Source organism: Vibrio sp. 10N.222.52.B12, assembly GCF_002875385.1.
Taxonomy (GTDB): domain Bacteria; phylum Pseudomonadota; class Gammaproteobacteria; order Enterobacterales; family Vibrionaceae; genus Vibrio; species Vibrio jasicida.
Genome location: NZ_MDAW01000125.1, coordinates 74,325 through 99,944 on the forward strand (window position 1 = coordinate 74,325; position 25,620 = coordinate 99,944).

Genomic DNA, 25,620 nt, shown 5'->3' on the forward strand with positions numbered 1-25,620 from the left:
ATAAATGAAAAGAAAAAAGCAGCGTAAACGCTGCTTTTTTTATTTGATAACTCTTAAGCTTGGTCTGCCTTTCGGGCGAGGCGTTTCTTCCTCTTCCGATTCGGTTTCCGCAGCCTCAGAAGGCTCATCGCTTACGGTAGAGAACGTTGGAGATACATCTTCCTCAACAATCCCTTCTTCTTCGATGTGAGTGTAAGCTTCTTCAGGCTCAAACATAGTCCCAGCGCCATTCTCGCGAGCATAGATAGCTTGAACAGCATACACTGGCACGATAACGGAATGCGGGCGACCACTAAAGCGGGCTTGAAAGGTAATCGCATCATTACCCAACTCTAGATGACCAACAGCACGTGGAGCAATATTCAAGATGATTTGACCATCTTGAATAAACTCAACTGGTACACGCACACCTGGCATAGTTGCATCTACAACCAAGTGCGGAGTTAAGTCGTTGTCTACTAGCCAATCGTAAAATGCACGAAGCATATACGGACGGCGAGCAGTCATTTTAGCAATATCCATAACAAGTAAACTGAACCGTTAATTAGCGAACTAGGCGCATTTCACGTTCAGCTTCTGTTAGAGAAGCTAGGAATGAATCACGTTCAAACACGCGGTTCATGTAAACCTTGATTTCTTTTGAGCCAGGGCCAACAAGATCAATACCTAGTTGAGGTAGACGCCACAATAGTGGTGCTAGGTAACAATCGATTAGGCTGAACTCTTCACTCATGAAGTATTCGTACTCAGCAAAGATAGGCGCTAGAGTCAGAAGATCATTACGTAGTTTAGTACGCGCTTTTTCTGATTCTTCCGCGTTACCCTTAACCACTTTTTCAGCGAGTGAGTACCAGTTACGTTCGATACGGTACATCATCAAACGGCTGTTACCACGAGCTACTGGGTAAACAGGCATTAGAGGTGGATGAGGGAAACGCTCGTCCAGGTACTCCATGATGATTTTTGAATCGTAAAGAGCTAGCTCACGGTCAACAAGAGTTGGCACTGATCTGTATGGGTTTAACTCTACAAGCTCAGCAGGAAGGTTTGCTTCATCTACAAGCTCAACTTCAACGCTTACGCCTTTTTCAGCTAGTACGATGCGAACCTGATGGCTATACAAATCTGATGCACTCGAGAAAAGAGTCATCACAGAACGTTTATTGGCAGCTACAGCCATGGAGCCCTCCAGTACACTTACAAATAAAAATAATGGAGGCGCTAGCCTCCATTATTCGTCAATTAAAATTGGGAATTAGCACGGTATGATAGCACAATTAATGCACATCACGCCAATACTCTTTCTTGAGCAACACGACAACGATAGTTAATAGAACTAGGAAGCCCATTACCCACCAGCCAATTGCATGACGTTCTAGTTGAACAGGGTCACCGGAGTACACCAAGAAGTTCACGAGGTCGCCGACTGCTTTGTCGTATTCGCCAGAACTTAGCTCACCAGTACCGCTGGTTTGTGTGCCAACAACGACTTGTACTTCTTCACCATCTACGATTTTAGTGCCGTAAACTGGCATAGGAATACCTTGAAGCTCTTCAAGCACATGCGGCATACCAACACTTGGGAATACAATGTTGTTCACCCCAAATGGACGAGATGGGTCAACATAGAAAGAACGCAGGTAAGTGTATAGCCAATCTGCACCACGAACTCGAGCAACCAAAGTTAAGTCTGGTGGCGGAGCACCAAACCAGTCAGCCGCTTGCTTCGCAGGCATTGCATTTACCATTAGATCACCAACCTTTGCTTCTGGATCGAAGATCAGGTTTTCTTTCATTAGATCAATCGGAATATCCAAGTCTGTCGCAACACGCTCGTAACGCTGGTATTGCGTTGAGTGACAAGCAAAACAGTAGTTCATGAATAGTTTCGCGCCATTTTGCAGCGAAGCCTTATCCGTTAAGTCCACGTTCGCCTTATCTAACGGAACGTTGGCACCCGCTGCCATAACAAGAGACGGCAGCATAGCAAATAGAATTACAATCCACTTCTTCATTTGAATGTCACCCTCTCTGGTAATGGTTTGGTTGCTTCATTTTTGCTGTAGAAGAACAGCAATACAAAGAACATGAAGTAACACAAGCTAAAGATCTGAGACAGAATCGTGTACAACGGCGTTGCCGGCAATGCACCCAAAATACCCAGAGCAATAAAGGCGATAGTGAATTGAATAATATTAAATAGATGGATCTTACTACGGTAACGGTACGAACGTACTTTACAGCGATCCAGCCAAGGAAGAACAAACAGCACCACAATAGACGCGCCCATTAGGATTACACCCAACAGTTTGTCTGGAACCGCACGCAAGATTGCGTAAAACGGTGTGAAGTACCATACCGGAGCAATGTGCTCAGGTGTCTTCAATGGGTTTGCTGCCTCAAAGTTAGGCGGCTCAAGGAAGTACCCACCCATTTCTGGGTTGAAGAACAATACATAACAGAAGAAGAACAAGAAGCCAGCAACACCAACAAGGTCCTTAACCGTACCGTATGGATGGAAAGGAATTGAGTCGATGATGTCGTATTTCTTCGTGTAGTATTCGTGGAACTTAAATTGCGTATTGTAATCGTCACCCATAGAGCCTTTTGGTAGCTTCGTTTCGATACCATCAGGGTTGTTAGAGCCGACTTCGTGCAGGGCCAGTACGTGTAGCACAACAAGAAGAAGCAGAACGATAGGTAGTGCAATTACGTGTAGTGCGAAGAAACGGTTTAGTGTTGCACCTGAGATGATGTAGTCACCACGGATCCAAAGCGTTAGGTCGTCGCCAATAACAGGAATCGCACCAAATAGAGAAATGATTACTTGGGCACCCCAATATGACATCTGACCCCATGGTAGTAGATAACCCATGAACGCTTCTGCCATTAGAACCAAGAAGATCAACATACCGAAGATCCACAGTAGCTCACGAGGCTTTTGGTAAGAACCGTAGATCAGACCACGGAACATGTGTAGGTACACAACGACAAAGAACGCCGAAGCGCCAGTTGAGTGCATGTAACGCAATAGCCAACCGTACTCAACATCACGCATGATGTATTCGATAGAAGCAAACGCGCCATCGCCAGACGGAACGTAGTTCATCGTTAGCCAAATACCGGTAAGAATCTGGTTAACAAGTACCAACATTGCCAAGGAACCGAAAAGGTACCAAAAGTTGAAGTTCTTTGGCATTGGGTATTCAGACAAGTGCTTTTTATAAGCATTCATCGCTGGAATACGTTTTTCTACCCAGTCTAATATCGCTTGCATTATGCATCTCCCTCATCAACACCGATCATGAGCTTGGTGTCGCTCAAGTACATGTGCTTAGGAACGACCAAGTTCAGTGGCGCTGGAACACCCTGGAACACTCGACCAGCCATATCAAACTTAGAACCATGACAAGGACAGAAGAAGCCCGACTTAACGCCTTGTACTTGTTCTGAGAACGTATCTGGTAGGTAAGTAGGTGAACAGCCCAAGTGAGTACAGAAACCAACCGCCACAAAATACTCAGGTTTGATCGAGCGGTACTCGTTCTGAGCATAAACTGGTTGTTGTTCCATTTCTGATTGCGGGTCACGAAGCTGACCATCAATACTCTTAAGATTATCGACCACTTCTTGAGTTCGGCGTACTACCCATACAGGCTTACCCTGCCACTCAACACGGACCATTTGGCCTGGTTCAATTTTACTGATATCCACTTCCACCGGCGCGCCAGCAGCTTTCGCTTTGGCACTCGGGTTCCATGATTTGATAAAAGGAACGGCGACGGCAGCTGCCCCTAAGCCACCAACAACTGCCGTTGTAGCGGTTAGAAAACGCCTGCGACCGTTATTTAAAGGCGCGTTGCTCATCCAAACATTCTCCCATTTGCTCCCTTTGGATCGTTATTATTCCGCTTATAAGAGCATGGCTAACAAATTATGAATTTAGTTCTATTTATTGGGGGGAAATGATAAAGAAAACCCTACTTTTTGACAAGATAAAGCTACCTTTTTGTAACATTTGTGAGGCAAATCGCCCACGCCGTCACAAAAGCGGCAAAATTATAAAAAATAGATGTGATTTGTAACAAGAAAGCGAAACGAATAACGACTAAAAACAAGAGCTAACACCTTTTATTTCGGTTGTTTTCAGCGGATTAAGCAGAAAGATATTTCAAGAATGTGAAGGTACTCTCCACTTTTATCATGTGCGATTTGTAGCACGAATAAATTGCATAAAGCAGTACATAAGACAAACAAATGTTGCCAGGATATTAAGGAGAGATGCTGAAGCGACGGGAAACAAAAAACAGACGTTTAACTGAGGTTATAAAAACAGAAGGCTATAAAAACAAAAAGCTCGGCATATAGCCGAGCTTTGGTACACAGTATCCAGAGAAACTCTGGAAAAGCATAATTTCCAGTAAGAGGAAATTAACGCTTAGAGAACTGTGGACGACGACGTGCTTTACGTAGACCAACTTTCTTACGTTCAACGCAACGAGCGTCACGAGTAACGTAACCAGCTGCACGTAGAGCAGGACGGAAAGACTCATCGTACTCCATAAGAGCGCGAGTGATACCGTGACGGATAGCACCAGCTTGACCAGAAATACCGCCACCTTTAACAGTAACGTATAGGTCTAGCTTCTCAGTTAGTTCAACTAGCTCAAGAGGTTGTTTAACAACCATGCGAGAAGTTGGACGACCGAAGTACTCATCAAGGCTACGCTTGTTGATTACGATGTTGCCGCTGCCTGGTTTGATGAAAACACGCGCAGCTGAGCTTTTGCGACGGCCAGTGCCGTAGTATTGATTCTCTGCCATTTTCGAAATCCCCAATTAGATGTCTAGTACTTGTGGTTGTTGAGCAACATGGTTGTGCTCAGCGCCCGCGTAAACTTTAAGCTTACGGTACATAGCACGGCCTAGAGGACCACGTGGAAGCATGCCTTTAACTGCTAGCTCAAGAACCATCTCAGGTTTACGATCGATCAACTTTTCAAAAGTGATAGATTTTAGACCACCTGGGAATTCAGAGTGACGGTAGTACACTTTGCCTTTAGCTTTGTTGCCAGTTACAGCAACTTTCTCAGCGTTGATAACGATGATGTAATCACCAGTGTCAACGTGAGGAGTGTACTCAGCTTTATGTTTGCCACGTAGGCGAGATGCAATTTCACTTGCTAGACGGCCAAGAGTTTTACCCTCTGCGTCTACAACATACCAGTCGCGTTTTACAGTTTCTGGTTTAGCAACGAAAGTTTTCATGCTAATAATAACCCGTTAATTAAATTTTAAACTTTAAAGGAACACAGTATTGTGTTCCCACACTGTCTAAGAGCCCAGTCATCACCCCTTCGAGTCGTTGGTTCTCTCGACCTTCTATGCCGAAATAACTTCGATATTCAGGTCTGCAGTAACGGTGGGTCGCAGGATTATAGAGAAGAGCGAAGAAAAAATCACCTTTTTTTGCGCCAAATCACTAATTTTTTCTTCACTTTTTTAAGATGAGTTGCTGTTTTTTACGCCAGATGCTCTCTCGCTAGGTATTCGCGACTCTGCATCTCAGTTAATCGAGACAAACAACGCTTAAACTCAAATTCCAGTAGCCCATCGCTATAAAGCGCCTCCATCGCCACTTCGGCGGAAATGATTAATTTCACGTTTCTCTCGTAAAACTCATCGACTAACGCAATAAAGCGCCTTGCTGCATCATCGACTTTACGGTCCATCTGCATCACGTCCGCAAGCAATACGGTGTGGTAGATTCGAGACAGCTCAATGTAATCATTTTGGCTACGCGGAGTTTGGCACAACTGAGCAAAAGAAGCATGCAACACACCATCACTGGCCTCAATCACTGCAATTTCACGATGATTCACTTCAATCGTATTCGTTGCGGCTTTTCTTTCCCCAATCAGCTGTTGGTAGTATTGATTAAGGTTAACGGACGCTTGCTCATCAAGTGGGTAATGGTAAATTTCAGCTTGCTCTAGGGTTCTTAAACGGTAGTCCACACCACTATCGACATTGAGCACATCACAACGCTCTAAGATCATGGCAATTGCTGGCATGAAACGTGCTCGTTGCAAACCATTGCGATATAGATTTTGAGGTTCAATATTCGAGGTCGCGACCAAAATCATTTGACGTTTAAACATCTCTTGAAGCAACGTCGCTAAGATCATTGCATCGGTAATGTCTGAAACGAAAAACTCATCAAAACAAACAATATCTGATTCTTTCTTAAACAAGTCTGCTACTTTAGAAAGCGGATTTTCTACATCACCTAAACGCCTTAATTCATCATGTACTCGGTACATAAAGCGATGAAAATGCACCCTCATTTTCCTTTCTGTTGGTAAGGCGTCAAAAAAGGCATCCATAAGGTAAGTTTTACCGCGCCCTACACCTCCCCAAAAGTACAGTCCTTTAGGAGGTTCTGGCATTTCGACTTTTTTACCTAGTAACTTTTGCCAAGTGCTAAGCTGAGGAATAGGTGCTGACTGAAAGTCGGCGATGGCATGGAAAAGTTCATCTAAAGCGACGACCGCGCTATATTGCGCTTCATCACGTTGGAATCCATGCTTGGCTATGTCTTGTTGGTATCGTTTTAATGGTGTCATGGCACTGGGTCGTATCAGAGGTACAGAGAAATTTTGTCACCTCGGGGTCAGTATTAGGAATAGAGAGATGTGGATATCAGTCCCCGAAGACATACCGCTATTTTTCTTTATCGGCTGTTCAAGCCATAGTAACATGGACAAGCACCGCGTGTAACTAAGTAGTAAAAGACTTGTTAAAACAACTATAAGGAGCAGTTATGCCTTGGATTTATGCCATTGTGGGTTTGCTGGTCGGTACAATCGTAGGCGTAGTCATTAGTAGACTAACCACCCCCGAATACAAAAAACAAAAGTCTGTGCAAAAAGAGCTAGAAGCAGCCAAATTTGAACTAGAGCAACAACGTCAAGAGCTGGTCGATCACTTTGCACAAACCGCAGAAATGTTGGATACGCTAGGTAAAGATTACACTAAGCTGTACCAACATATGGCAAAGACTTCATCAGAACTCTTGCCAAACTTGCCTGAGCAAGACAACCCATTCGACAAGAAAACGGCGATGTCTTCAGAGCAAATTGAAGAGCAACCATCTGAAGTCAATGAACAACCAAAAGACTATGCTAATGGCGCAACCGGCCTTTTGAAAGATAAAGAAAAAGAGATCATCGACGCACCTGAAGCCGTCACAGCAAAAGCCTCTTAATCTTCTCTCTTCTTCCTATTGGGTCAATACATATTCATTTCTTATCAATTTGTGTTGACCCTTTTTGAACTTTTCTTAAGCAACTCATCTCTAACTTGCAGTGACCTGCCACCCCGTTTCGATTATCCAGACCAATACTTAAACACATAATGGTTAGGATATTTCTTTTTGGCAGACTGGTTTCAAGAGGAGTTATTGGATGAAAAAACCGTTGCTTGCGTTAACCGTTCTATCTTTAAGCTTAAGTTCAATCATCACCCCAATCTCAGCTACGGCAGCACTTCCTTTAAGTGTTGATGGTGAGCAATTACCAAGCCTTGCACCCATGCTAGAAAAAGTGACCCCTGCGGTCGTCAGCATTGCGGTAGAGGGCAAACAGGTGCAAACCAGCCGTATTCCAGAACAGTTTCAGTTTTTCTTTGGCCCTGAATTTCCAACAGAACAAACTCGCGAACGTCCATTCCGAGGGTTGGGCTCAGGCGTGATTATTGACGCGAAGAAAGGTCAGATAGTAACAAACTACCACGTAATAAAAGGCGCAGATGATATTAGAGTTCGCCTTTACGATGGTAGAGAGTACGACGCAGAATTGGTTGGCGGTGACGAAATGTCGGACATTGCCTTGCTTAAATTAGAAAAGGCGAAAGACCTAACTCAAATTAAAGTGGCAGATTCAGACGCATTGCGTGTGGGTGATTTTACCGTGGCAATTGGTAACCCATTTGGTCTAGGACAAACGGTCACTTCTGGTATTGTTTCTGCACTTGGCCGAAGCGGCTTAAACGTGGAGAACTTTGAGAACTTCATTCAAACCGATGCGGCTATCAATAGCGGTAACTCTGGCGGCGCATTAGTGAACCTCAATGGCGAACTGATTGGTATTAATACCGCAATCCTAGGCCCAAATGGCGGTAATGTTGGTATCGGCTTTGCCATTCCATCCAACATGATGCAAAACCTAACGGATCAAATTCTAGAGTTTGGTGAAGTGAAACGCGGTATGTTGGGCGTTCAGGGTGGTGAAGTCACTTCAGAATTGGCAGAAGCACTAGGTTACGAGTCAAGCAAAGGCGCTTTTGTTAGTCAAGTGGTCCCAGACAGTGCCGCTGATAAAGCAGGCTTGAAAGCCGGAGACGTCATTGTTTCCGTCAATGGTAAATCGATTGATACCTTCTCTGAACTTCGCGCCAAAGTTGCAACACTAGGTGCTGGCAAAAAAATTGAACTTGGTGTGATTCGTGACGGTAAGAGCAAGAGTTTTGATGTCACTTTAGGCGAGTCTACCAACATCAAAGCGAAAGCTGAAACGTTACATGAGGGCTTAAAAGGTGCCGAGTTAAGTAACACGACACCAAACGATAAGATTCAAGGGGTCAAGGTGACCAGCGTGGTCGAGAACTCACCTGCAGCACAGTACCAACTTGAGCAAGACGATATCATCATTGGTGTGAACCGCAAACGCGTGAAGAACTTAGCGGAGCTGCGCGCCATCGTTGAGAAGCACAAAGGCGTGTTAGCAATCAATGTTCAACGTGGAGACCGCACGGTTTACTTAGTTATTCGATAATCCATCAACAAGAGCGATGAGTGCTTCTCCGTTTTATTCGAGAACACTCCTATACTTTACCTTGTATGTCATGGTTTTTTAAAAGGGCAAGGCAATCACGTCTTGCCCTTTTGTTATTTTTCAATGTAGTGCTATCCTTCTCTTTTCTATCCCAATCGGGCGCCCAATCATGGAGAGGTTATGCTTAGCTTTTTGTTACGTTCTGTCTTTTTAGGCTTAGCAACTGCCGTCATAGTGTTGCTCGCTGTCCCTTCTTTGCGTAGCAATGTCATTCCTGACGCCCTCGTTGATACACAACCGAGTAATATCGCCTCACTTGAAGTGTCTTTTAATCAAGCCGTGAGAAAAGCCGCACCTGCCGTAGTAAATATCTACAGCCGAAAATACGTTGAAAACGACCGCAGCAAGCTTTCTACACAAGGCTTGGGTTCCGGCGTGATCGTAAGTGAGAAAGGCTACATCATCACGAACTATCATGTAGTGGCGCAAGCAGACCAAATTGTTGTCGCACTTCAAGATGGCCGAGTGGCAGCCGCACAGTTGGTGGGGACTGACAAACGCACAGATATCGCGATTTTGCGTGTCGAAGGCTCTAACCTACCGGTTATCCCTCTGAACTCTGAATATAAGCCTCAGGTGGGCGATGTTGTACTGGCTATTGGTAACCCTTACAACTTGGGACAAACCACAACATTCGGCATTATCTCTGCGACAGGTCGTTCATCAATCAGTGATGGTCGACAAGCCTTTATTCAGACCGATGCAGCAATCAACGAGGGTAACTCTGGAGGTGCATTGGTGAACACCCAAGGTGAACTGGTCGGTATCAATACCGCGTCATTCCAACAAGCGACAGACCTTGAAACCTACGGTATCTCGTTTGCCATTCCGGCACCGCTCGCCAACAAGATCATGCAGAAGATCATCGCAGATGGCCGAGTAATCCGTGGCTATATCGGTATTGATGGCCAAGATATTAACGCCGTGACCGCTCGTCTATTGGGCAATGAACACATTGGTGGCATTGTCGTACTTGGCATTGATCCAAATGGCCCTGCAAGTGCTGCTGGCTTTGAGAAACAAGACATCATCATCAGTATCAATGGCACCAAAGTTCAAGGGCGACAAAGCGTTATGGACATTGTCACTGACTTGCGACCAGGAACGTCAGTCGACGTTGGGATTATCCGCAAGGGTAAAGAGATGAACGTAAAAGTCACCATCGCCGAAGACAAACAAGAAGCATAAAAAAATCCCAGCCATTGGCTGGGATTTTTGTTTGTGTGTTACTCGCTATCACTTGGCTCTTCTGAAGTGTCTGAGGCTCCCCCCATATCCACTTCAATACGCGTTACGCGCTGCAAGCCTCTCGGCAATAAGCTACCTCGGCGACCACGTTCACCACGGAAGTTTTCTAAGTCCGCTGGTTTCAATCCCAACTTGCGCTTACCGGCATACAACGTCAGAGAAGCACCTTGTGGCAATGCCATCAAGTGAGACAGAACCTCTTCGCGCTCTTTAGCTTTCGCCGCTGGAATATTGATGATCTTGTTGCCTTTACCTTTCGCCAATTGCGGCAGGTCTTTAATCGGGAACAACAGCATACGACCTTGGTTGGTAATTGCGAGAATTTCATCCGAATCCAAATCCGCAATCGTCTTCGGCGTCATCACCTCAGAGTTTGCAGGTAGCGTCACCAAGGCTTTACCGCTTCGGTTCTTAGACAGTAGCTCAGAGCCTTTACATACAAAGCCGTAACCCGCGTCAGAGCCAACTAGCCATAGCTGCTCATCTTCACCCATGATCACTTGGCGAATACTGCTACCAGCCGTGATGTTCAGGCGGCCAGTAATCGGCTCACCTTGGCTTCGCGCTGATGGTAGTGAGTGTGACTCTAATGAGTAGCTTCGGCCATCGCTACCGAAGAACACCGCTTGTTGGTTGCTCTTACCGCGAGCATGCGCAAGGTAGTTATCACCAGATTTATAGCTTAAGCCTTCTGCATCAACATCGTGGCCTTTCGCATGGCGAATCCAGCCTTTCTCTGAAAGCACCACTGTGATTGGCTCACTTGGTACTAGGTCACGCTCAGTCAACGCTTTTGCTTCTGCACGCTCAACCAATGGAGAGCGACGGTCATCACCGTATTTCTCTGCGTCCGCTTTAATCTCTTTCTTCAGTAGTGTGTTCAGACGACGCTCAGAACCAAGCAGCTGTTCTAGCTTCTCACGCTCTTTTTCTAGCTCGTCTTGTTCACCACGAATCTTCATCTCTTCTAGTTTTGCTAGATGACGAAGTTTAGTATCTAGAATCGCATCCGCTTGGATATCAGTAATACCAAAGCGTTCCATCAAGACCGCTTTTGGGTCGTCTTCAGTACGAATGATCTCAATCACTTCATCTAGATTTAGGTAAGCAACTAACAAACCTTCCAAGATGTGTAAACGAGCCATCACTTTGTCTAGGCGGTGTTGTAGACGACGACGCACAGTAGTACGACGGAACTCAATCCACTCAGACAGAATTTGTACCAGACCTTTCACTTGAGGACGGTTATCGAGACCGATCATGTTCAAGTTAACGCGGAAGCTGCGCTCAAGATCCGTTGAAGCGAACAAGTGATTCATCAACAAGTCACAGTCAACGCGGTTTGACTTAGGCACCACGACAATACGTGTTGGGTTCTCGTGATCCGATTCGTCACGAAGGTCGTCTACCATTGGTAGTTTCTTCGCGCGCATTTGGTTCGCGATTTGTTCTAGTAACTTCGCACCCGATACTTGGTGTGGCAGAGAGGTAATGACGATATCAGAACCTTCTTTGTGCCATACCGCACGCATCTTGATACTACCGCGACCGTTACGGTAAATCTTCTCGATATCCGCTTGTGGTGAAGTAATTTCTGCTTCCGTTGGGTAATCTGGACCTTTCACAAACTGCATCACATCCGGCAGTTCTGCTTTCGGGTTGTCGATTAAGTGGATGGTTGCATCTGCCACTTCACGAACGTTGTGAGGCGGAATATCCGTCGCCATACCAACCGCGATACCGGTTACACCGTTTAGCAGGATATGAGGCAGACGCGCAGGCAACATTTGTGGCTCTTTCATCGTGCCATCAAAGTTTGGTTGCCATTCAACCGTGCCTTGACCTAACTCGCCTAGTAGAACTTCAGCAAACTTGGACAGTTTTGCTTCGGTATAACGCATTGCAGCGAATGATTTCGGGTCATCTGGCGCACCCCAGTTACCTTGACCATCTACCAATGGGTAACGGTAAGAGAATGGCTGAGCCATGAGTACCATCGCTTCGTAACACGCTGAGTCACCATGCGGATGGTATTTACCCAGTACGTCACCAACGGTACGTGCTGATTTTTTATATTTCGCTGATGCCGAAAGACCAAGCTCTGACATTGCGTAAATGATGCGTCGTTGAACCGGTTTTAGACCATCACCAATGTATGGCAATGCGCGATCCATGATTACGTACATCGAGTAGTTCAGATAAGCGTCTTCAGTGAACTTGCGCATTGGCAACTGTTCAACGCCATCATAAGTAATTTCTGTAGACATCCGTTAAACCTCTGCCATATCGCCATTGCTTTGTAGCCAAGTGCGACGGTCATCTGCTCGTTTTTTACCAAGCAACATGTCCATCATTTCCATGGTCGCCGCAGAATCATCGATGGTTAACTGAACCAGACGTCGCGTATTTGGATCCATGGTAGTTTCGCGCAACTGAAGTGGGTTCATCTCACCCAGACCTTTGAATCGTTGCACGTTGATTTTGGCTTTCTTCTTCGACAAGCGCTCTAATACGCCATCTTTTTCGTCATCATCGAGGGCATAGAATACTTCTTTACCACAGTCGATACGGTACAGAGGCGGCATCGCTACATAGATATGACCAGCTTCAACCAGCGCACGGAAGTGACGTGTGAACAGTGCACACAATAGCGTTGCGATGTGCAGACCATCCGAGTCCGCATCGGCAAGGATACAGATCTTACCGTAGCGAAGGCTGTCTAGGTTGTCGCTGTCTGGGTCGATACCCAAAGCAACTGAGATATCGTGCACTTCTTGAGAAGCCAAAACTTGGTCTGCAGAGACTTCCCACGTGTTTAGGATCTTACCGCGCAGTGGCATCACCGCTTGGAACTCACGATCACGAGCTTGTTTGGCAGAACCGCCCGCCGAGTCACCCTCTACAAAGAAGATTTCTGTGCGGTTTAAGTCTTGTACTGAACAATCCGTTAACTTACCAGGCAGTGCAGGACCAGATGCTACCTTCTTACGTACAACCTTTTTGCTCGCACGCATACGACGATGCGCGTTCGCGATACAAACTTCAGCAAGTTGCTCTGCAAGTTGTGGTTTTTCGTTCAACCAAAGGCTGAATGAATCTTTCACTACACCAGATACAAACGCAGCGGTTTGACGAGAAGACAAACGCTCTTTAGTCTGACCGGCAAACTGTGGATCTTGAATCTTAACCGACAGGACGTATGAACAACGGTCGAAGACATCATCGCCAGTTAGTTTTACGCCACGAGGCAACAAGTTACGGAATTCACAGAACTCACGCATTGCATCAAGCAAACCTTGGCGAAGGCCGTTTACGTGTGTACCACCTTGCGCCGTCGGGATAAGGTTCACGTAACTCTCGGTGATCATCTCGCCGCCTTCTGGCTGCCAGATCACGGCCCAATTTGCTGCTTCTGTTTCGGCTGAGAATTCACCAGTAAATGGCTCTTCTGGCAGAACGGTATAACCTTTCACACCTTCCGCTAGATAGTCTTTCAAACCATCTTCATAGAACCACTTGTAGTCTTTGTTGTTTACTTTATCTGTGAAAGTAATTTCTAGGCCAGGACAAAGTACTGCTTTCGCACGCAGGTTATTCACCAGACGAGTTACTGAGAAGTTTGCAGAATCAAAGTACTTAGCATCTGGCCAAAAATGCACACTGGTACCACGGTTACGACGACCACATGTGCCGACTACCGTTAGGTCAGAAACTTTATCGCCGTGCTCAAAAGCAATCTCATACACTTGACCATCACGACGTACGGTCACTTCCACACGCTTGGACAGTGCGTTTACTACTGAGATACCTACACCGTGTAGACCACCAGAGAACTGGTAGTTTTTATTGGAAAACTTACCACCCGCGTGAAGCTTACATAGGATCAGTTCAACACCTGAAACCTTCTCTTCTGGGTGGATATCAACAGGCATGCCTCGACCATCATCGATCACTTCTAGTGATTGGTCAGCATGTAGGATGACTTGTACTTTTGAGGCATGTCCGGCTAGCGCTTCATCGACACTGTTATCGATAACTTCTTGGCCCAAGTGGTTTGGGCGCGCTGTATCCGTATACATCCCTGGTCGGCGACGTACTGGCTCTAAGCCATTCAGTACTTCAATGGCACCAGCATTATATTGTTCAGTCATAATACGGAATTGTTCTCAAAGTTTACTTGTAACCCGAGCCTCACCGATGGGTGAGCGATACTCGAGAAACGAAAAAGCTACCCCGTCAGCACCCTTCTCATTGATCGGTCATGCATAACAAAGTAGTCAGGGCTTTACACCCCTAAGATCTTTTCGGCAAAACATAGTCGGAAAGCATACCCGCTATGTCAAGAAACGGTTGGATATATCAATAAAAACTATGAGCCTATTCCAATCGCTCTAGAAATCACAAATTTAAGAATTTAATGATTTGAGCAGGATAACGCTCAAAGCCAATAAAACTGTGATCACCGCCTTCTTCTACGGTTTTCTTAGCATCGGTAAATTTCTCTACCGCTTGGCGATAATCCAGAACCTCATCTTCTGTTTGCTGTAACAGCCAGAAAGATTGAGGCGACGCGATGGTTTTTACATCAAGAGCTTTCAGCTCGTCAATATGACAAGCTTCAAGTGTATAGGTTTCGTGCGTGTATGGGTTAGTTTGCTCCCCCAAATAGTCAACCAACAGCTCATAAGGCTTAACCGCAGGGTTAACCACGACCGCACGAAAACCAAATTGCGCGTTCAACCACGTAGACATGTAGCCCCCCAGAGAGCTGCCCACTAAACCAATGTTATAGTCACCTTTATATTGCTCAACAATGTCTAATAGACATTGAGCGGCAAGCTGTGGAAAGCATGGCAATTGAGGCACAACAACTTTAATGTCTGGGCGCTGCTGTTCACAGTACTCTTTCATCAAATTCGCCTTCATTGAAAGTGGCGAACTGTTAAAACCATGGATATACAGTAGTAGCGCCGGTTTGCTCATAAAAGCCTCACAGAAGAAAAAGTAAGCCCGAACATAAAGTTCGGGCGTGATATTTGGTTAGTAGCCGTTTGAGGTAAAGTCTGGCTGAAACTGCCCATCCGTCAGGCGATTAACCTCAGTAGAAATGTCACCACTCGGGTGAAGTTCTAATTCTCGCCACCCTGGGCACTCTGTGTCTAACGCAAAGTCATCGGAGTTCGGCTTAAACTGCACACAGGTTGAAGGCGTTGCCATCACTCGAATACCATTATAAAGAACATTCATGTCTTGGTGCACATGACCACATAAAATGCCCTTTACGTTCTCAAAACGGTCTACAACTTGCCAAAATGCCTCAGCATCCTTCAGTGTATGCTGGTCAAGCCAAGCACTACCAACTAACAACGGGTGATGGTGCAATAACACAAGTGTGTGTCGGTCTGGGTAGTCAGACAACTTTTCTTCTAATAGGGAAAGTTGCTGATCACTTAAACGCCCATGAGGCACGCCCACAACTTGTGAATCTAGCAAGATCAACTGCCAATGTTCACCTAGCAAAAGGTGCTCAACAGATTGAATTTGAGGTGATGGTAGAACCGTCCCCATGTTTGGTTTGAAGTCGTGATTGCCAGGCAACCAAAAACACGCTTTCTCCAGCGGCGCAATACCCTCGGCAAAACGCTGGTAAGACTCGGCACTGTGATCTTGTGAAATATCACCCGTCGCCAAGATGTATTCAAACTGCACTTGACGATGAAGAACTTCTTTCACCACGGCTTCAAAGCTGTCGGCGGTTCTTACGCTCAGCAAACTGCCCTCATCTGCGGCAAACAGATGAGTATCCGTGATTTGTATAAGCTTTATGCTGTCACTAGATGATTGCAAAATGAAAACCTGATTCGTCCACTATTTAATTTTTTGTTATTTTCCCTTAGTGACGTGACAATCAATTGAAGGCAAGTGGCGATCGACTAATGCCACTTCGTAAACAGAACGTCAGCCATTCACCAAGGAACGTATTAAGTTGATGTTTTTCATCTTTCTGCATCAACTGGTCGTTGGGATAATCATATTTAGCTTTGATGCGAGAGAACTCTCCGCTTGAGCATACTTCAGCAACTCTTGCATCGTGATAAAGCCTGACAGACATCGTCGGTAAAGGAAACACCGGCATCTCATCACTCTGACATATCTCAACAACTGTGGTGTATTTTGTGATTTCATTCACGGTCAGTTGGTAAACCATGTTCGCTGCTTGATAACAACGAATATCACCAACTTCGGCAGAAGCAGGCAGCAAAGCATTGAGCTTAGCGTAGTTGGTCTCATAGGTTCTCATCAGACCCGCTAAGTCAACATGGTATCGCTGTTTTACCGCTACTTGTGCCATTACTTATTCTCCACCGATTGGGGAAACTCCCCATTGTGATTTCAATTCTTGATGGTTAAGTTGTAACCATTGCAATGCAATGATAGAAGCACCATTTTCGAATTTTCCATCCTTCACCCATTGATACGCCGTTTCGCGACTCAGTACATGAACACGAATATCTTCATTCTCATAGTCTAAACCATGAATGCCATGCGCTTTAGTTGCATCCACTTCTCCAATGAACACATCTAATTTTTCCGAGCAACCACCAGAAGAAGGGTAATAAGAAGTAACCGAGGTGACGCGTCCCACTTGGATCCCTGCTTCCTCTTCTGCTTCTCGACGAATCACTTCTTCAGCGGACTCATCACGGTCTATCATTCCTGCAACAATTTCGAATTGCCAAGGAGATGAATGTTCCAATGCCCCAACTCGGATCTGTTCAATGATCACAACTTGATCAGTCACAGGATCATACGGGAGCATGGCCGCAGCATGACCACGTTCGAACATTTCTCGTTCGACAATCCCACTCCAACCACCAGCAAATAACCTATGCTTAAAACGGTATTTCACCATTTTAAAGAAACCTTTAAACACGGTTTCCTTTGAGATTATTTCCACATCTTGGGGAGTAAAATCATTTTGTTGCTTGTCACACTGTTGCATTCAACACCTCTCTGAGTGAATCTTGTAGTTTACTCATTGTTATTCGCTTGCTCAAAGGACTTGGCTCAACTTTTTGTACAATAGTTATAAATTATTTTAAGCCTTTCTCAAAAATTTATTGCACAGGTGGATAATTACGTGTAAAAAAGTGCAAAGTTTAGAGTAAATATCGTCCAAATTGAGTTAAACTACTGAGAATTAACCAATCTATTGACCGCGGGAATGGAAAATGAAAAAACTGCTTCCACTATTTATCAGTGCAGCGCTAGGCAGTATGAGCACAGCAGCATGGGCAGACTCCCTTGCTGAAATTTATGACTTAGCAAAACAAAATGACCCACAATTGCTCAGCGTAGCAGCGCAGCGTGATCAAGCTTTTGAAGCAATCAACTCTAGCCGCAGTGCCCTACTACCACAAATCAACTTAACCGCGGGTTATGACATTACACGTGGCGACAGAGATCAAGACTTAGGTGGTAAAGTATCGACGGACCAAAACGTCTTATCTGCTGGCGTTGGCTTTACACAAGAGCTGTACAACCGCGCGTCTTGGATTACCCTAGACACTGCAGAGAAAACGGCACGTCAATCAGATGCAACTTATGCAGCAACGCAACAAGGTTTGATCCTTCGCGTTTCTCAAGCTTACTTTGAAGTACTGCGTGCACAAGACAACCTAGTGTTTGTCCGTGCAGAGAAAGCCGCTGTTGGTCGCCAACTAGAGCAAACTAAACAACGTTTTGAAGTTGGCCTATCGGCAATTACTGACGTACATGATGCACAAGCACAATTTGATGCAGTATTGGCTGATGAAGTTCTAGCAGAAAACGATCTGATCAACAGCTACGAGTCACTACGTGAAATTACAGGCCAAGAACACAAAAACCTAAATGTTCTTGATACTGCTCGTTTCTCTGCAAGTCGTCCAAGCACACCAGCTGAAACACTAGTAGAAGAAGCAAAAACAACCAACCTAAGCCTTTTATCAGCACGTATTTCACAAGACATTGCGCGTGACAATATTTCGCTAGCGAGTTCTGGTCACCTACCAACGCTATCTCTGGACGGTGGTTACAACTACGCTGATACTGCGGAAAGCATTAACGATAATACAGCCGATGGCTTCAATGTTGGTGTAAACCTAGCCGTGCCACTTTACACAGGTGGTAGTACAACATCTGAAGTGAAACAAGCGGAATACAGCTACGTTGCTGCTAGTGAAAACCTAGAAGCTGAATACCGTAGTGTTGTGAAAGAAGTGCGAGCACAAAACAACAACATTAACGCCTCTATCGGCGCACTAAAAGCGTACGAACAATCTGTGGTTTCTGCACAGTCTGCACTTGAAGCAACAGAAGCTGGTTTCGATGTTGGTACTCGTACTATCGTTGACGTGCTAGACGCAACTCGTCGTCTTTACGATGCAAACAAAAACCTTTCAGATGCACGTTACAACTACATTCTTGCAGGTCTTCAACTACGCCAAGCAGTTGGTACGCTAAGTGAGCAAGACATCCTAGATGTAGACGCGGGCCTTAAGCCAGCAAAATAAACGTCTAAGTAACACGAAAAACGCCAGTTGATTTCAACTGGCGTTTTTTTTGGGCTAAGTAACCAAGCCAAGTGCGCTCTAGGCCCCTTCCCCTTCGAAGGGGAGGATTCGGAAGGGGTTGCTTCTCGATCTAATTGACGACACTGGTTTTCAATCAGACCGAGTATTCCCCCCCTCTAACTCCCCCTTGAAAAGAGGGAGGTCTGGAATACGTTTGTGGTTAGATGCACTCCTCCAAAAACAACAAAGGCCGCTCGAAAGCGACCTTTAATAATCAGTTTGTAGTAATCAGTTTGGCGAGCAAGGTATTAACCCTTACCACCTTTGATAGCGTTGATGATCTCGCTGGTTGAACAACCATCTTCAAAGTTCAGTACACGAACTTCACCGCCTGCAGCGATCACTTCTTTACCACCCGCGATCTCTTCTGGTTTGTAATCACCACCTTTCACCAATAAGCTAGGCAGCACTTCTGAGATCAAACGCTGTGGTGTGTCTTCACTGAACGGTACAACCCAATCAACCGCGCCAAGACCCGCCAAGACTGCCATACGACGATCTGTTGGGTTCACTGGACGACCTGGGCCTTTCAAGCGTTTCACTGAGTCATCAGTATTCACTGCAACGATTAGGCGGTCACCTAACTCAGCAGCATGATTTAGGTAAGAAACATGACCTGCGTGTAGAATATCGAAACAACCATTGGTCATCACAACCTTCTCGCCTTTTGCACGTGCTTTCTTCACGGCTTCAATCAGCGCTTGCTCTGAAATCACGCCGTAGTCTGTATCTTGACTGCCGTGAATAGCTTCAGCCAATTCAATCTCAGATAGTGTTGATGTACCTAATTTACCAACCACAACACCTGCGGCTGCGTTTGCTAGTGCACAAGCTTCTTCAAACGATTTACCAGCGGCTACCGATGCTGCTAATACAGAAATAACCGTATCACCCGCACCTGTTACGTCATACACTTCTTTCGCTTGTGTCGGTAGGTGGAATGGCTCTGCACCACGGCGAATCAATGTCATGCCGTTTTCGCTGCGTGTCACCAACAGAGCTTCAAATTCGAACTCTTCAACTAAAGCTAGCGCTTTTTCTACTAACTCTTGGTCAGATTTCACTTTGCCCACAACGTCTTCAAACTCTTTCATGTTTGGAGTCAGAAGGGTTGCGCCACGGTAGCGTTCGAAATCCGCCCCTTTAGGGTCAATAAATACGGGAATGTTTGCTGCGCGTGCTTTTTGGATGTACGCCTGTACATGCTCAAGCGAACCTTTTGCGTAGTCAGACATGATGACCGCTTTCACGCTTGGTAGCGCGGCTTCCATGCGAGACAATACAGGCTCTGCATCTGTGTTCTCGAACTTGTCTTCAAAATCCAAACGAATCAACTGTTGACCACGGCTCATGACACGCAGTTTAGTAATCGTTGGGTATTCAGGAAGCGCCACAAAGTCGCATTTTACTTTTAGCGAGTTCAGGGTTTCAGTCAGCACTTTCGCTGGCTCATCCATACCCGTTAGACCAACAATGTGAGCGTGACCGCCAAGTGAAGCAATATTCATTGCGACGTTCGCAGCACCACCTGGACGCTCTTCATTGTTTTCTACTTTCACAACAGGTACTGGCGCTTCAGGAGAAATACGTCCAGTCGGGCCATACCAGTAACGATCTAGCATGACATCGCCGATGATAAGCACACCAGCGCTGTTGTAATCAGGTAGAATTGGTTTCATTATTGGTCTCCAAAAATTAAATCGTGGTGAGTTTAACACAGCCTTTTTCTAGGCTGAACCTTGCACATGACTTCTGCTTAGGCAAACCATTGATTCCATGCTTGCTTCACCCACTCGCGCTCCGCAACAAACTTATCTTCCGCCACATCAGCATCCAAATTAAGTAAATTACGGCGATGAATCTCATCACGCATCAATGTGTATGCGCGAGTTAACTGCATCGCTTGATTTTCTTCCATAACACCCTGAGCAATCAAGGTTTCAAAAATTCTTACGTTATCGCACCAACGTATTAGTTTAGGCTTACTGTGACTGTAGTTGAGCACAAGGTATTGAGCGAGAAATTCAACGTCGGTAATACCGCCCTTATCCTGCTTAAGCATAAAGCGCTCAGACTTTTTCCCGCCAAGGTGATCACGCATTTTTTCCCGCATATCGACCACCTGCTTCTTCAGCGTATCTTGGTCACGCGATTTACACAGCACATCATGGCGCGTGTTATGGAAAGCTATCGCTAATGGTTCGTCACCATAAATCATGCGAGCACGTACTAACGCCTGATGTTCCCAAGTCCACGCATCTTGATGTTGATAATCATCAAATGCATCGGTCGGGCTTACCAGTAATCCTGATGCGCCAGAAGGACGTAAGCGAGTATCCACTTCGTACAGAATGCCTGATGCAGTGCGGGTCGAGAAAATATGAATGATGCGCTGTGCCAAACGAAGGTAAAACTGACGACCGTCGATTTCTTTCTTACCATCGGTATACACATTCACCGGACAATCGTGCATAAACACAATGTCGAGATCTGAGTTGTAGCCCAATTCCCAACCACCAACTTTCCCATAACCAATCACAGCAAAACCTTTACCTTCACGATCTTTTACGTGTGTTGGTTCACCATACTTTTCCGACACTTGTAGCCAAGCTTGGTTCACTACCGCTTCTACGATGGCTTCAGCTAAGTAAGTTAAGTGGTCACTTACTTTCATCACTGGTAACACTCCAGCAATGTCTGCTGCAGCAATGCGGAGGATGCAAATCTGCTTGAACTGACGCAACGCCTCCATTTGCTGTTCCATATCATCCTCTGGAATACGAGCAAGGAAGTCGCGCAGCTCCGTTCGGTAGCTGTCGAGTGGGATTGGGTTATAAAGGTGCTGAGGGTCGATCAGCTCATCAAGCAGTATTGGGTAACGCGATAGCTGCTCGGAAATCATCGGACTTGCAGTGCACAGACGCACCAATTGCACCAATGCGGCTGGGTGCTCATCCAGCAATTCTAAATACGTAGTGCGCGTGCAAATGTTATGCAGCAAATGCAGAACTCGTGGCAGACCAAACTGTGCATCAGGATGGGCGAACACCGCATCGAAGACTTTCGGCATTAACTTAGTTAAGACTTCACGCCCACGTGGGCCAAGCGTTTTTTTCGCTAAGTCTGCCTTAAACTGCATGATGGTTTTAGCAAGCGCTTCCGAGTTCTCCGTTTTGATGTCTTCTTGCAACACATGTTCAAGCACATCTTGCTTGGTCGCCATGTCCCAAAGTTCATGGAAATGACGTGCGATGGTTTCCGTCTCGTCCTCTTCGTCATCACCAATTAAGTTCTCAAACACCTTATGTACGTTAGCCATATGCTGTTGAGTTTGAGCCATCAAATCATCCCAAGCATCAAATCGCATCGCAATGGCCAGTTTTAGGCGTTCATCATCGCAATCAGGCAAGGTTTGGGTTTGTTTATCGGCCATCGCTTGCAGCAAGTTTTCCAGCTTACGTAAGTATTTATAGGCCGTTTCTAAATTCTCGACTTCTGATGGGGTTAACTGGCCTAATTCACCAATGGCATTCAAGGTTTCTAGTAAACCACGACCTCGCAAAGAAGGCTCTCGACCACCACGAATTAACTGGAATACTTGAGCAATAAACTCAATTTCACGAATGCCACCAGCGCCTAATTTAATATTGTTACTCAAACCACGGCGACGTACTTCACTGCTGATCATCGATTTCATTCGACGCAGAGATTGAATCGCACTGAAGTCGATATAACGGCGGAACACAAATGGGCGCAGCATCTGGCGCAATTCTTGGTATTGCGGATACATTTCGCTGCCCATGACGCGTGCTTTGATCATCGCGTAACGTTCCCAGTCGCGCCCTTGCTCTTGATAATAATCTTCGAGAGCTGCGTAGCTCATGACCAAGGGGCCACTTTCACCAAACGGACGTAGACGCATGTCAACGCGGTAACAGAAACCATCAAAGGTTTGTTGGTCGAGCGCTTTAATGATGCGTTGACCCAAACGGGTAAAGAACTGTGCATTGGCAATACTACGACGTGCACCTTGCGTCTCACCATTTTCTGGATAGGTGAAGATCAAGTCGATATCGGAAGAAAAGTTCAGCTCGCCACCACCCAACTTACCCATACCGATGATCAGCATAGGTTGCGCTTCGCCTTCGGCATTGGTTGGGGTTCCCCACTCATTGCAACAAATCTTATATTGCCATTGGTAGGTCTCGAAGATCATCGCTTCTGCCAATTGTGATAAGTGACTAAGTGACTCTTCTAGCGTCCAAGTGTGGGTGAAGTCTTTCCACGCAATGTAGACCATTTCACGGTTGCGAAATTGGCGCAGCACACGGTGTCCAGCCATTTCATCTTGGCATTCCGCCAGAAGCTCTGCGAGGCGTACACGATAGGCTTGTTGTCGACTCCTTTCTGCCAGCATGCTTGGCAAGTTTTGTGCGAGTGTCTCATCACGATGAATCGCTTCGGTTATGAACTTACTTAACCCAGACACAAAACGAAATTGCTCAGCAATCTCGGTTGGCCATTGTTGAAAGTATCCCGCTTGCTCGGCGTTTTGAACCGCAGAATCCGCGACAGAAATCAGTGACGAAGGCAGCTGCATTTTTCTTCCTTGTTTGAAAAGCACTGTGATTAGGTGTTATCACTTATTTATACCAGAGTTAGCACAAATAAAAACGCCCACAAAAGGTTTGTGGGCGTTTTATCAAAGCTTGTTAGACTTAGACTTGGAAGGATTTAATCTTCTCATCTAACTCTTCGGCATTAGTTTGCATCATTTCAGACGTTTCAAGCAGCTCCGTTACAACAACAACAGATGCTTCCACCAACTCACGAACGTTAGTGAGGTTTTGGCTCATTTCTTCTGCGACGCTACTTTGTTGGCCTGAAGCCGTCGCAATCTGGAAGTTCATGTCGTTGATTTGTGTCACTTGACCCACGATGCCATCCAGTTCAGAGCCTGCATTGGACACCAACTCAACCCCTTCAGCTGCTTCAACCACGCTCTTTTCCATCAATTCGACGGCAGATTCAGCACTCGATTGAAGCTGTGTGATCATTTCTTGAATTTCAACGGTCGCTTGTTGTGTACGCTGGGCAAGGTTACGAACCTCATCCGCAACCACGGCAAAACCTCGACCTGCTTCACCTGCACGCGCCGCTTCAATCGCTGCGTTCAACGCAAGTAGGTTAGTTTGCTCTGAGATACCTTGAATAGTCCCTACTACACTACCAATCGCTTCTACGCGTTCTTCTACTTGGTTAACGGCACTTGCCGAAGACGCAATATCAGAAGAGAGTTCACTCATTTTAGACACGGTTTTTTGCAAGAACTGCTGGCCAGTCACCGCTTGAGTTGAAGCTTGCTCGGTTAAAGTTGACGCTGTTTGCGCATGTTCAGCTACAGTTTGTACGGTTGAAGACATCTCGCTCATGGCCGTCGCAAGCTGGTCGATTTCATTAAACTCTTCTTGTGCTGACTCTTTCGTCTCGGACATGCTCAATGTCATCACCTCTGTGAGAGTAGAAAGCTCTTCCGAAGAGTTGATTTGCATTTGAATGACATCATGCAGTTGGCGACGAGTGGTCTCAAGTTCACGAGCCACATCGCCGTATTCGTCTTTACAATCCATTCCAAAAGGAACAGAAAGGTTCTTACTTGCCATTAATTTGATGGCTTCATTAAGGTATTGCGTCTGACGCAACATCACGCGCGCAGCGGCCAGCAGTAGTACCACAAACACCACAATTAAGATCGCTGTTTGCCAAGCAACTTGAGTGAGATACGCTTCATAATGCTGCTGGGCAACTTGTTCGTTCTGAGTTGCCGCTAGTAATGAATCGTAGAATGTGCTCGCATCCCACAGTTGCTTCGCCACAATTAGGATGGTGCTAAATACCATCAACATGACCATTTTCGGAACGAGCTTGATGTCGGATATCACCCTTTCCCACGGCTTAAATGCCAGCTTTTCCATTGTCAGTTCTCCACCGAGTCTTATATAGTCTTACTTATACTTATGCGCGCACTTAACATTGCCTGCGCGATTTATTTCGAGCTTCGTATGAAAAACCATGATATCAAAGACAGCACCAAACCGATGGGGCTGCTATCACTAATATTGTCCTTTATGGCACTATTTGTGATCTCTGGCCTGTTGTTTTTCCCGCTTGATAACGAAACCCGTCAAGTTCTTATCGGTCTGGATTTTATAATCTGTAGTATTTTTCTATTACAGCTCACCATAGATTTGATCCGGGCCACAGATCGCAGGTCATTTCTTAAGCATCACTGGATCGATTTTGTGGCGAGTATCCCAATGGTTGAGCCTTTACGCTTCGCTCGACTGTTTCACATCTTGCGTGTCATTTTGGTCTTACGCTCTTCAAAGTTCATTCTTTTACAGCTCAAGCAAAACCGCCGAGAAACCACTCTAGCCTCTATCTTATTGCTAATGGTGGTTCTGATAACTCTTGGTTCCAGTGCCATGTTGTTTATTGAAGGACAAAGTCCAGAGGCAAACATCCAAACGGGAACAGATGCATTGTGGTGGGCATTTGTGACCATCTCAACAGTTGGTTATGGTGACCATTATCCGGTGACGACAGGCGGCAAACTACTGGCTGTACTGGTCATCATCTGTGGTGTCGGTATCTTCGGTATGATTTCTGGCTTGATTACATCGATTCTGACTGCGCCAACCAGACAGCAAGATCATCGCTCCAAAAATAAAGAAAAGCTGTTAGAGCAGGTGCTAGACAGACAAGAACAGATTTTGAACCGGCTACAAGTGATTGAAGAAGAGCTTCAAGAACAAAAGCAGCAGACAAAAAAATAGGACCCTAAGGCTGTCTCTTGATCACAA

At 45.7% G+C, this 25,620-nt stretch carries 22 protein-coding genes; 5 read left to right on the forward strand and 17 right to left on the reverse strand.

Annotated elements, in window-relative coordinates; genetic code table 11:
• Positions 1-39: 39 nt before the first annotated feature.
• The 8 genes from sspB to zapE form a co-directional block, all read right to left on the reverse strand.
• Positions 40-522, reverse strand: a complete 483-nt coding sequence (gene sspB, locus BCT11_RS16420) for a ClpXP protease specificity-enhancing factor (RefSeq protein WP_038866241.1) — start codon at positions 520-522, stop codon at positions 40-42.
• 22 nt (positions 523-544) lie between these two features.
• Positions 545-1,180, reverse strand: coding sequence for a stringent starvation protein SspA (sspA, locus tag BCT11_RS16425; protein ID WP_102388762.1), 636 nt, complete (start codon positions 1,178-1,180; stop codon positions 545-547).
• 97 nt (positions 1,181-1,277) lie between these two features.
• A complete protein-coding gene (locus tag BCT11_RS16430; RefSeq protein ID WP_038878240.1) occupies positions 1,278-2,015 on the reverse strand; it encodes a cytochrome c1 in 738 nt (245 codons plus the stop codon).
• Positions 2,012-3,277, reverse strand: coding sequence for a cytochrome bc complex cytochrome b subunit (locus tag BCT11_RS16435; protein ID WP_038866236.1), 1,266 nt, complete (start codon positions 3,275-3,277; stop codon positions 2,012-2,014). Before BCT11_RS16435 ends, BCT11_RS16430 begins: the two co-directional genes overlap by 4 nt.
• A complete protein-coding gene (petA, locus tag BCT11_RS16440; RefSeq protein ID WP_038866234.1) occupies positions 3,277-3,867 on the reverse strand; it encodes a ubiquinol-cytochrome c reductase iron-sulfur subunit in 591 nt (196 codons plus the stop codon). Before petA ends, BCT11_RS16435 begins: the two co-directional genes overlap by 1 nt.
• Before the next feature lie 564 nt (positions 3,868-4,431).
• Complete coding sequence (gene rpsI / locus BCT11_RS16445; protein WP_038866232.1) at positions 4,432-4,824, reverse strand: 30S ribosomal protein S9; 393 nt, start codon at positions 4,822-4,824, stop codon at positions 4,432-4,434.
• A 15-nt stretch (positions 4,825-4,839) separates the two neighbouring features.
• Positions 4,840-5,268, reverse strand: a complete 429-nt coding sequence (rplM, locus tag BCT11_RS16450) for a 50S ribosomal protein L13 (protein WP_005436093.1) — start codon at positions 5,266-5,268, stop codon at positions 4,840-4,842.
• Between the two features lie 254 nt (positions 5,269-5,522).
• Complete coding sequence (gene zapE / locus BCT11_RS16460; protein WP_102388763.1) at positions 5,523-6,626, reverse strand: cell division protein ZapE; 1,104 nt, start codon at positions 6,624-6,626, stop codon at positions 5,523-5,525.
• 197 nt (positions 6,627-6,823) lie between these two features.
• Here zapE and zapG point away from each other — a divergent pair, with 197 nt between their 5' ends.
• The 3 genes from zapG to degS all read left to right on the forward strand — a co-directional run bounded on the left by zapG (position 6,824) and on the right by degS (position 10,082).
• The gene (gene zapG, locus BCT11_RS16470) at positions 6,824-7,267 is read left to right on the forward strand and encodes a Z-ring associated protein ZapG (RefSeq protein WP_038866227.1); all 444 of its coding nucleotides are present in this window, start codon (positions 6,824-6,826) and stop codon (positions 7,265-7,267) included.
• Positions 7,268-7,466: 199 nt separating this feature from the next.
• Positions 7,467-8,834, forward strand: coding sequence for a Do family serine endopeptidase (locus tag BCT11_RS16475; RefSeq protein WP_038866225.1), 1,368 nt, complete (start codon positions 7,467-7,469; stop codon positions 8,832-8,834).
• 180 nt (positions 8,835-9,014) lie between these two features.
• Positions 9,015-10,082: an outer membrane-stress sensor serine endopeptidase DegS gene (degS, locus tag BCT11_RS16480; protein WP_038866223.1), complete on the forward strand. Its 1,068-nt coding sequence runs from the start codon at positions 9,015-9,017 to the stop codon at positions 10,080-10,082.
• Positions 10,083-10,120: 38 nt separating this feature from the next.
• Here degS and parC read toward each other — a convergent pair whose 3' ends face one another.
• The 6 genes from parC to nudF form a co-directional block, all read right to left on the reverse strand.
• Entirely contained in the window at positions 10,121-12,409 is a 2,289-nt protein-coding gene (gene parC, locus BCT11_RS16485) for a DNA topoisomerase IV subunit A (protein WP_102388765.1), read from the reverse strand.
• 3 nt (positions 12,410-12,412) lie between these two features.
• Positions 12,413-14,293: a DNA topoisomerase IV subunit B gene (gene parE, locus BCT11_RS16490; RefSeq protein WP_038866219.1), complete on the reverse strand. Its 1,881-nt coding sequence runs from the start codon at positions 14,291-14,293 to the stop codon at positions 12,413-12,415.
• Between the two features lie 247 nt (positions 14,294-14,540).
• Positions 14,541-15,125, reverse strand: a complete 585-nt coding sequence (gene yqiA / locus BCT11_RS16495) for an esterase YqiA (protein ID WP_042605358.1) — start codon at positions 15,123-15,125, stop codon at positions 14,541-14,543.
• 57 nt (positions 15,126-15,182) lie between these two features.
• Positions 15,183-15,989, reverse strand: coding sequence for a 3',5'-cyclic-AMP phosphodiesterase (gene cpdA, locus BCT11_RS16500; protein ID WP_038866216.1), 807 nt, complete (start codon positions 15,987-15,989; stop codon positions 15,183-15,185).
• Between the two features lie 61 nt (positions 15,990-16,050).
• Positions 16,051-16,494, reverse strand: a complete 444-nt coding sequence (locus tag BCT11_RS16505) for a DUF1249 family protein (protein WP_038878249.1) — start codon at positions 16,492-16,494, stop codon at positions 16,051-16,053.
• Positions 16,495-16,497: 3 nt separating this feature from the next.
• A complete protein-coding gene (gene nudF, locus BCT11_RS16510; protein WP_038866210.1) occupies positions 16,498-17,145 on the reverse strand; it encodes an ADP-ribose diphosphatase in 648 nt (215 codons plus the stop codon).
• A gap of 229 nt (positions 17,146-17,374) precedes the next feature.
• On the opposite strand from nudF, the gene tolC reads away from it, so the two are divergent.
• The gene (gene tolC, locus BCT11_RS16515) at positions 17,375-18,697 is read left to right on the forward strand and encodes an outer membrane channel protein TolC (protein ID WP_102388766.1); all 1,323 of its coding nucleotides are present in this window, start codon (positions 17,375-17,377) and stop codon (positions 18,695-18,697) included.
• A gap of 308 nt (positions 18,698-19,005) precedes the next feature.
• On the opposite strand, the gene hldE is transcribed toward tolC, so the two are convergent.
• From hldE to BCT11_RS16530, 3 genes are all read right to left on the reverse strand, one after another.
• Positions 19,006-20,436 carry a bifunctional D-glycero-beta-D-manno-heptose-7-phosphate kinase/D-glycero-beta-D-manno-heptose 1-phosphate adenylyltransferase HldE gene (hldE, locus tag BCT11_RS16520; protein ID WP_038866208.1) on the reverse strand — a complete coding sequence of 477 codons (1,431 nt, stop codon included), beginning with the start codon at positions 20,434-20,436 and terminating at the stop codon, positions 19,006-19,008.
• A gap of 77 nt (positions 20,437-20,513) precedes the next feature.
• On the reverse strand, positions 20,514-23,357 hold the full coding sequence (gene glnE, locus BCT11_RS16525) for a bifunctional [glutamate--ammonia ligase]-adenylyl-L-tyrosine phosphorylase/[glutamate--ammonia-ligase] adenylyltransferase (protein ID WP_102388767.1): 2,844 nt from the start codon (positions 23,355-23,357) through the stop codon (positions 20,514-20,516).
• Positions 23,358-23,475: 118 nt separating this feature from the next.
• A complete protein-coding gene (locus BCT11_RS16530; RefSeq protein ID WP_102388768.1) occupies positions 23,476-24,732 on the reverse strand; it encodes a methyl-accepting chemotaxis protein in 1,257 nt (418 codons plus the stop codon).
• A gap of 42 nt (positions 24,733-24,774) precedes the next feature.
• Here BCT11_RS16530 and BCT11_RS16535 point away from each other — a divergent pair, with 42 nt between their 5' ends.
• Entirely contained in the window at positions 24,775-25,593 is an 819-nt protein-coding gene (locus tag BCT11_RS16535; protein WP_039974721.1) for a potassium channel family protein, read from the forward strand.
• The last annotated feature ends 27 nt before the right edge of the window (positions 25,594-25,620 follow it).

Excerpts from the sequence above, each read along its gene's own strand:
- parE (WP_038866219.1), bottom strand. The coding sequence starts at position 14,293 with ATGACTGAACAATATAATGCTGGTGCCATTGAAGTACTGAATGGCTTA.
- nudF (WP_038866210.1), bottom strand. The coding sequence starts at position 17,145 with ATGCAACAGTGTGACAAGCAACAAAATGATTTTACTCCCCAAGATGTG.
- yqiA (WP_042605358.1), bottom strand. The coding sequence starts at position 15,125 with ATGAGCAAACCGGCGCTACTACTGTATATCCATGGTTTTAACAGTTCG.
- BCT11_RS16535 (WP_039974721.1), top strand. The coding sequence starts at position 24,775 with ATGCGCGCACTTAACATTGCCTGCGCGATTTATTTCGAGCTTCGTATG.
- rplM (WP_005436093.1), bottom strand. The coding sequence starts at position 5,268 with ATGAAAACTTTCGTTGCTAAACCAGAAACTGTAAAACGCGACTGGTAT.
- parC (WP_102388765.1), bottom strand. The coding sequence starts at position 12,409 with ATGTCTACAGAAATTACTTATGATGGCGTTGAACAGTTGCCAATGCGC.
- degS (WP_038866223.1), top strand. The coding sequence starts at position 9,015 with ATGCTTAGCTTTTTGTTACGTTCTGTCTTTTTAGGCTTAGCAACTGCC.
- BCT11_RS16530 (WP_102388768.1), bottom strand. The coding sequence starts at position 24,732 with ATGGAAAAGCTGGCATTTAAGCCGTGGGAAAGGGTGATATCCGACATC.
- tolC (WP_102388766.1), top strand. The coding sequence starts at position 17,375 with ATGAAAAAACTGCTTCCACTATTTATCAGTGCAGCGCTAGGCAGTATG.
- BCT11_RS16475 (WP_038866225.1), top strand. The coding sequence starts at position 7,467 with ATGAAAAAACCGTTGCTTGCGTTAACCGTTCTATCTTTAAGCTTAAGT.
- BCT11_RS16505 (WP_038878249.1), bottom strand. The coding sequence starts at position 16,494 with ATGGCACAAGTAGCGGTAAAACAGCGATACCATGTTGACTTAGCGGGT.
- rpsI (WP_038866232.1), bottom strand. The coding sequence starts at position 4,824 with ATGGCAGAGAATCAATACTACGGCACTGGCCGTCGCAAAAGCTCAGCT.
- petA (WP_038866234.1), bottom strand. The coding sequence starts at position 3,867 with ATGAGCAACGCGCCTTTAAATAACGGTCGCAGGCGTTTTCTAACCGCT.
- BCT11_RS16435 (WP_038866236.1), bottom strand. The coding sequence starts at position 3,277 with ATGCAAGCGATATTAGACTGGGTAGAAAAACGTATTCCAGCGATGAAT.
- BCT11_RS16430 (WP_038878240.1), bottom strand. The coding sequence starts at position 2,015 with ATGAAGAAGTGGATTGTAATTCTATTTGCTATGCTGCCGTCTCTTGTT.
- zapE (WP_102388763.1), bottom strand. The coding sequence starts at position 6,626 with ATGACACCATTAAAACGATACCAACAAGACATAGCCAAGCATGGATTC.
- glnE (WP_102388767.1), bottom strand. The coding sequence starts at position 23,357 with ATGCAGCTGCCTTCGTCACTGATTTCTGTCGCGGATTCTGCGGTTCAA.
- sspB (WP_038866241.1), bottom strand. The coding sequence starts at position 522 with ATGGATATTGCTAAAATGACTGCTCGCCGTCCGTATATGCTTCGTGCA.
- zapG (WP_038866227.1), top strand. The coding sequence starts at position 6,824 with ATGCCTTGGATTTATGCCATTGTGGGTTTGCTGGTCGGTACAATCGTA.
- hldE (WP_038866208.1), bottom strand. The coding sequence starts at position 20,436 with ATGAAACCAATTCTACCTGATTACAACAGCGCTGGTGTGCTTATCATC.
- sspA (WP_102388762.1), bottom strand. The coding sequence starts at position 1,180 with ATGGCTGTAGCTGCCAATAAACGTTCTGTGATGACTCTTTTCTCGAGT.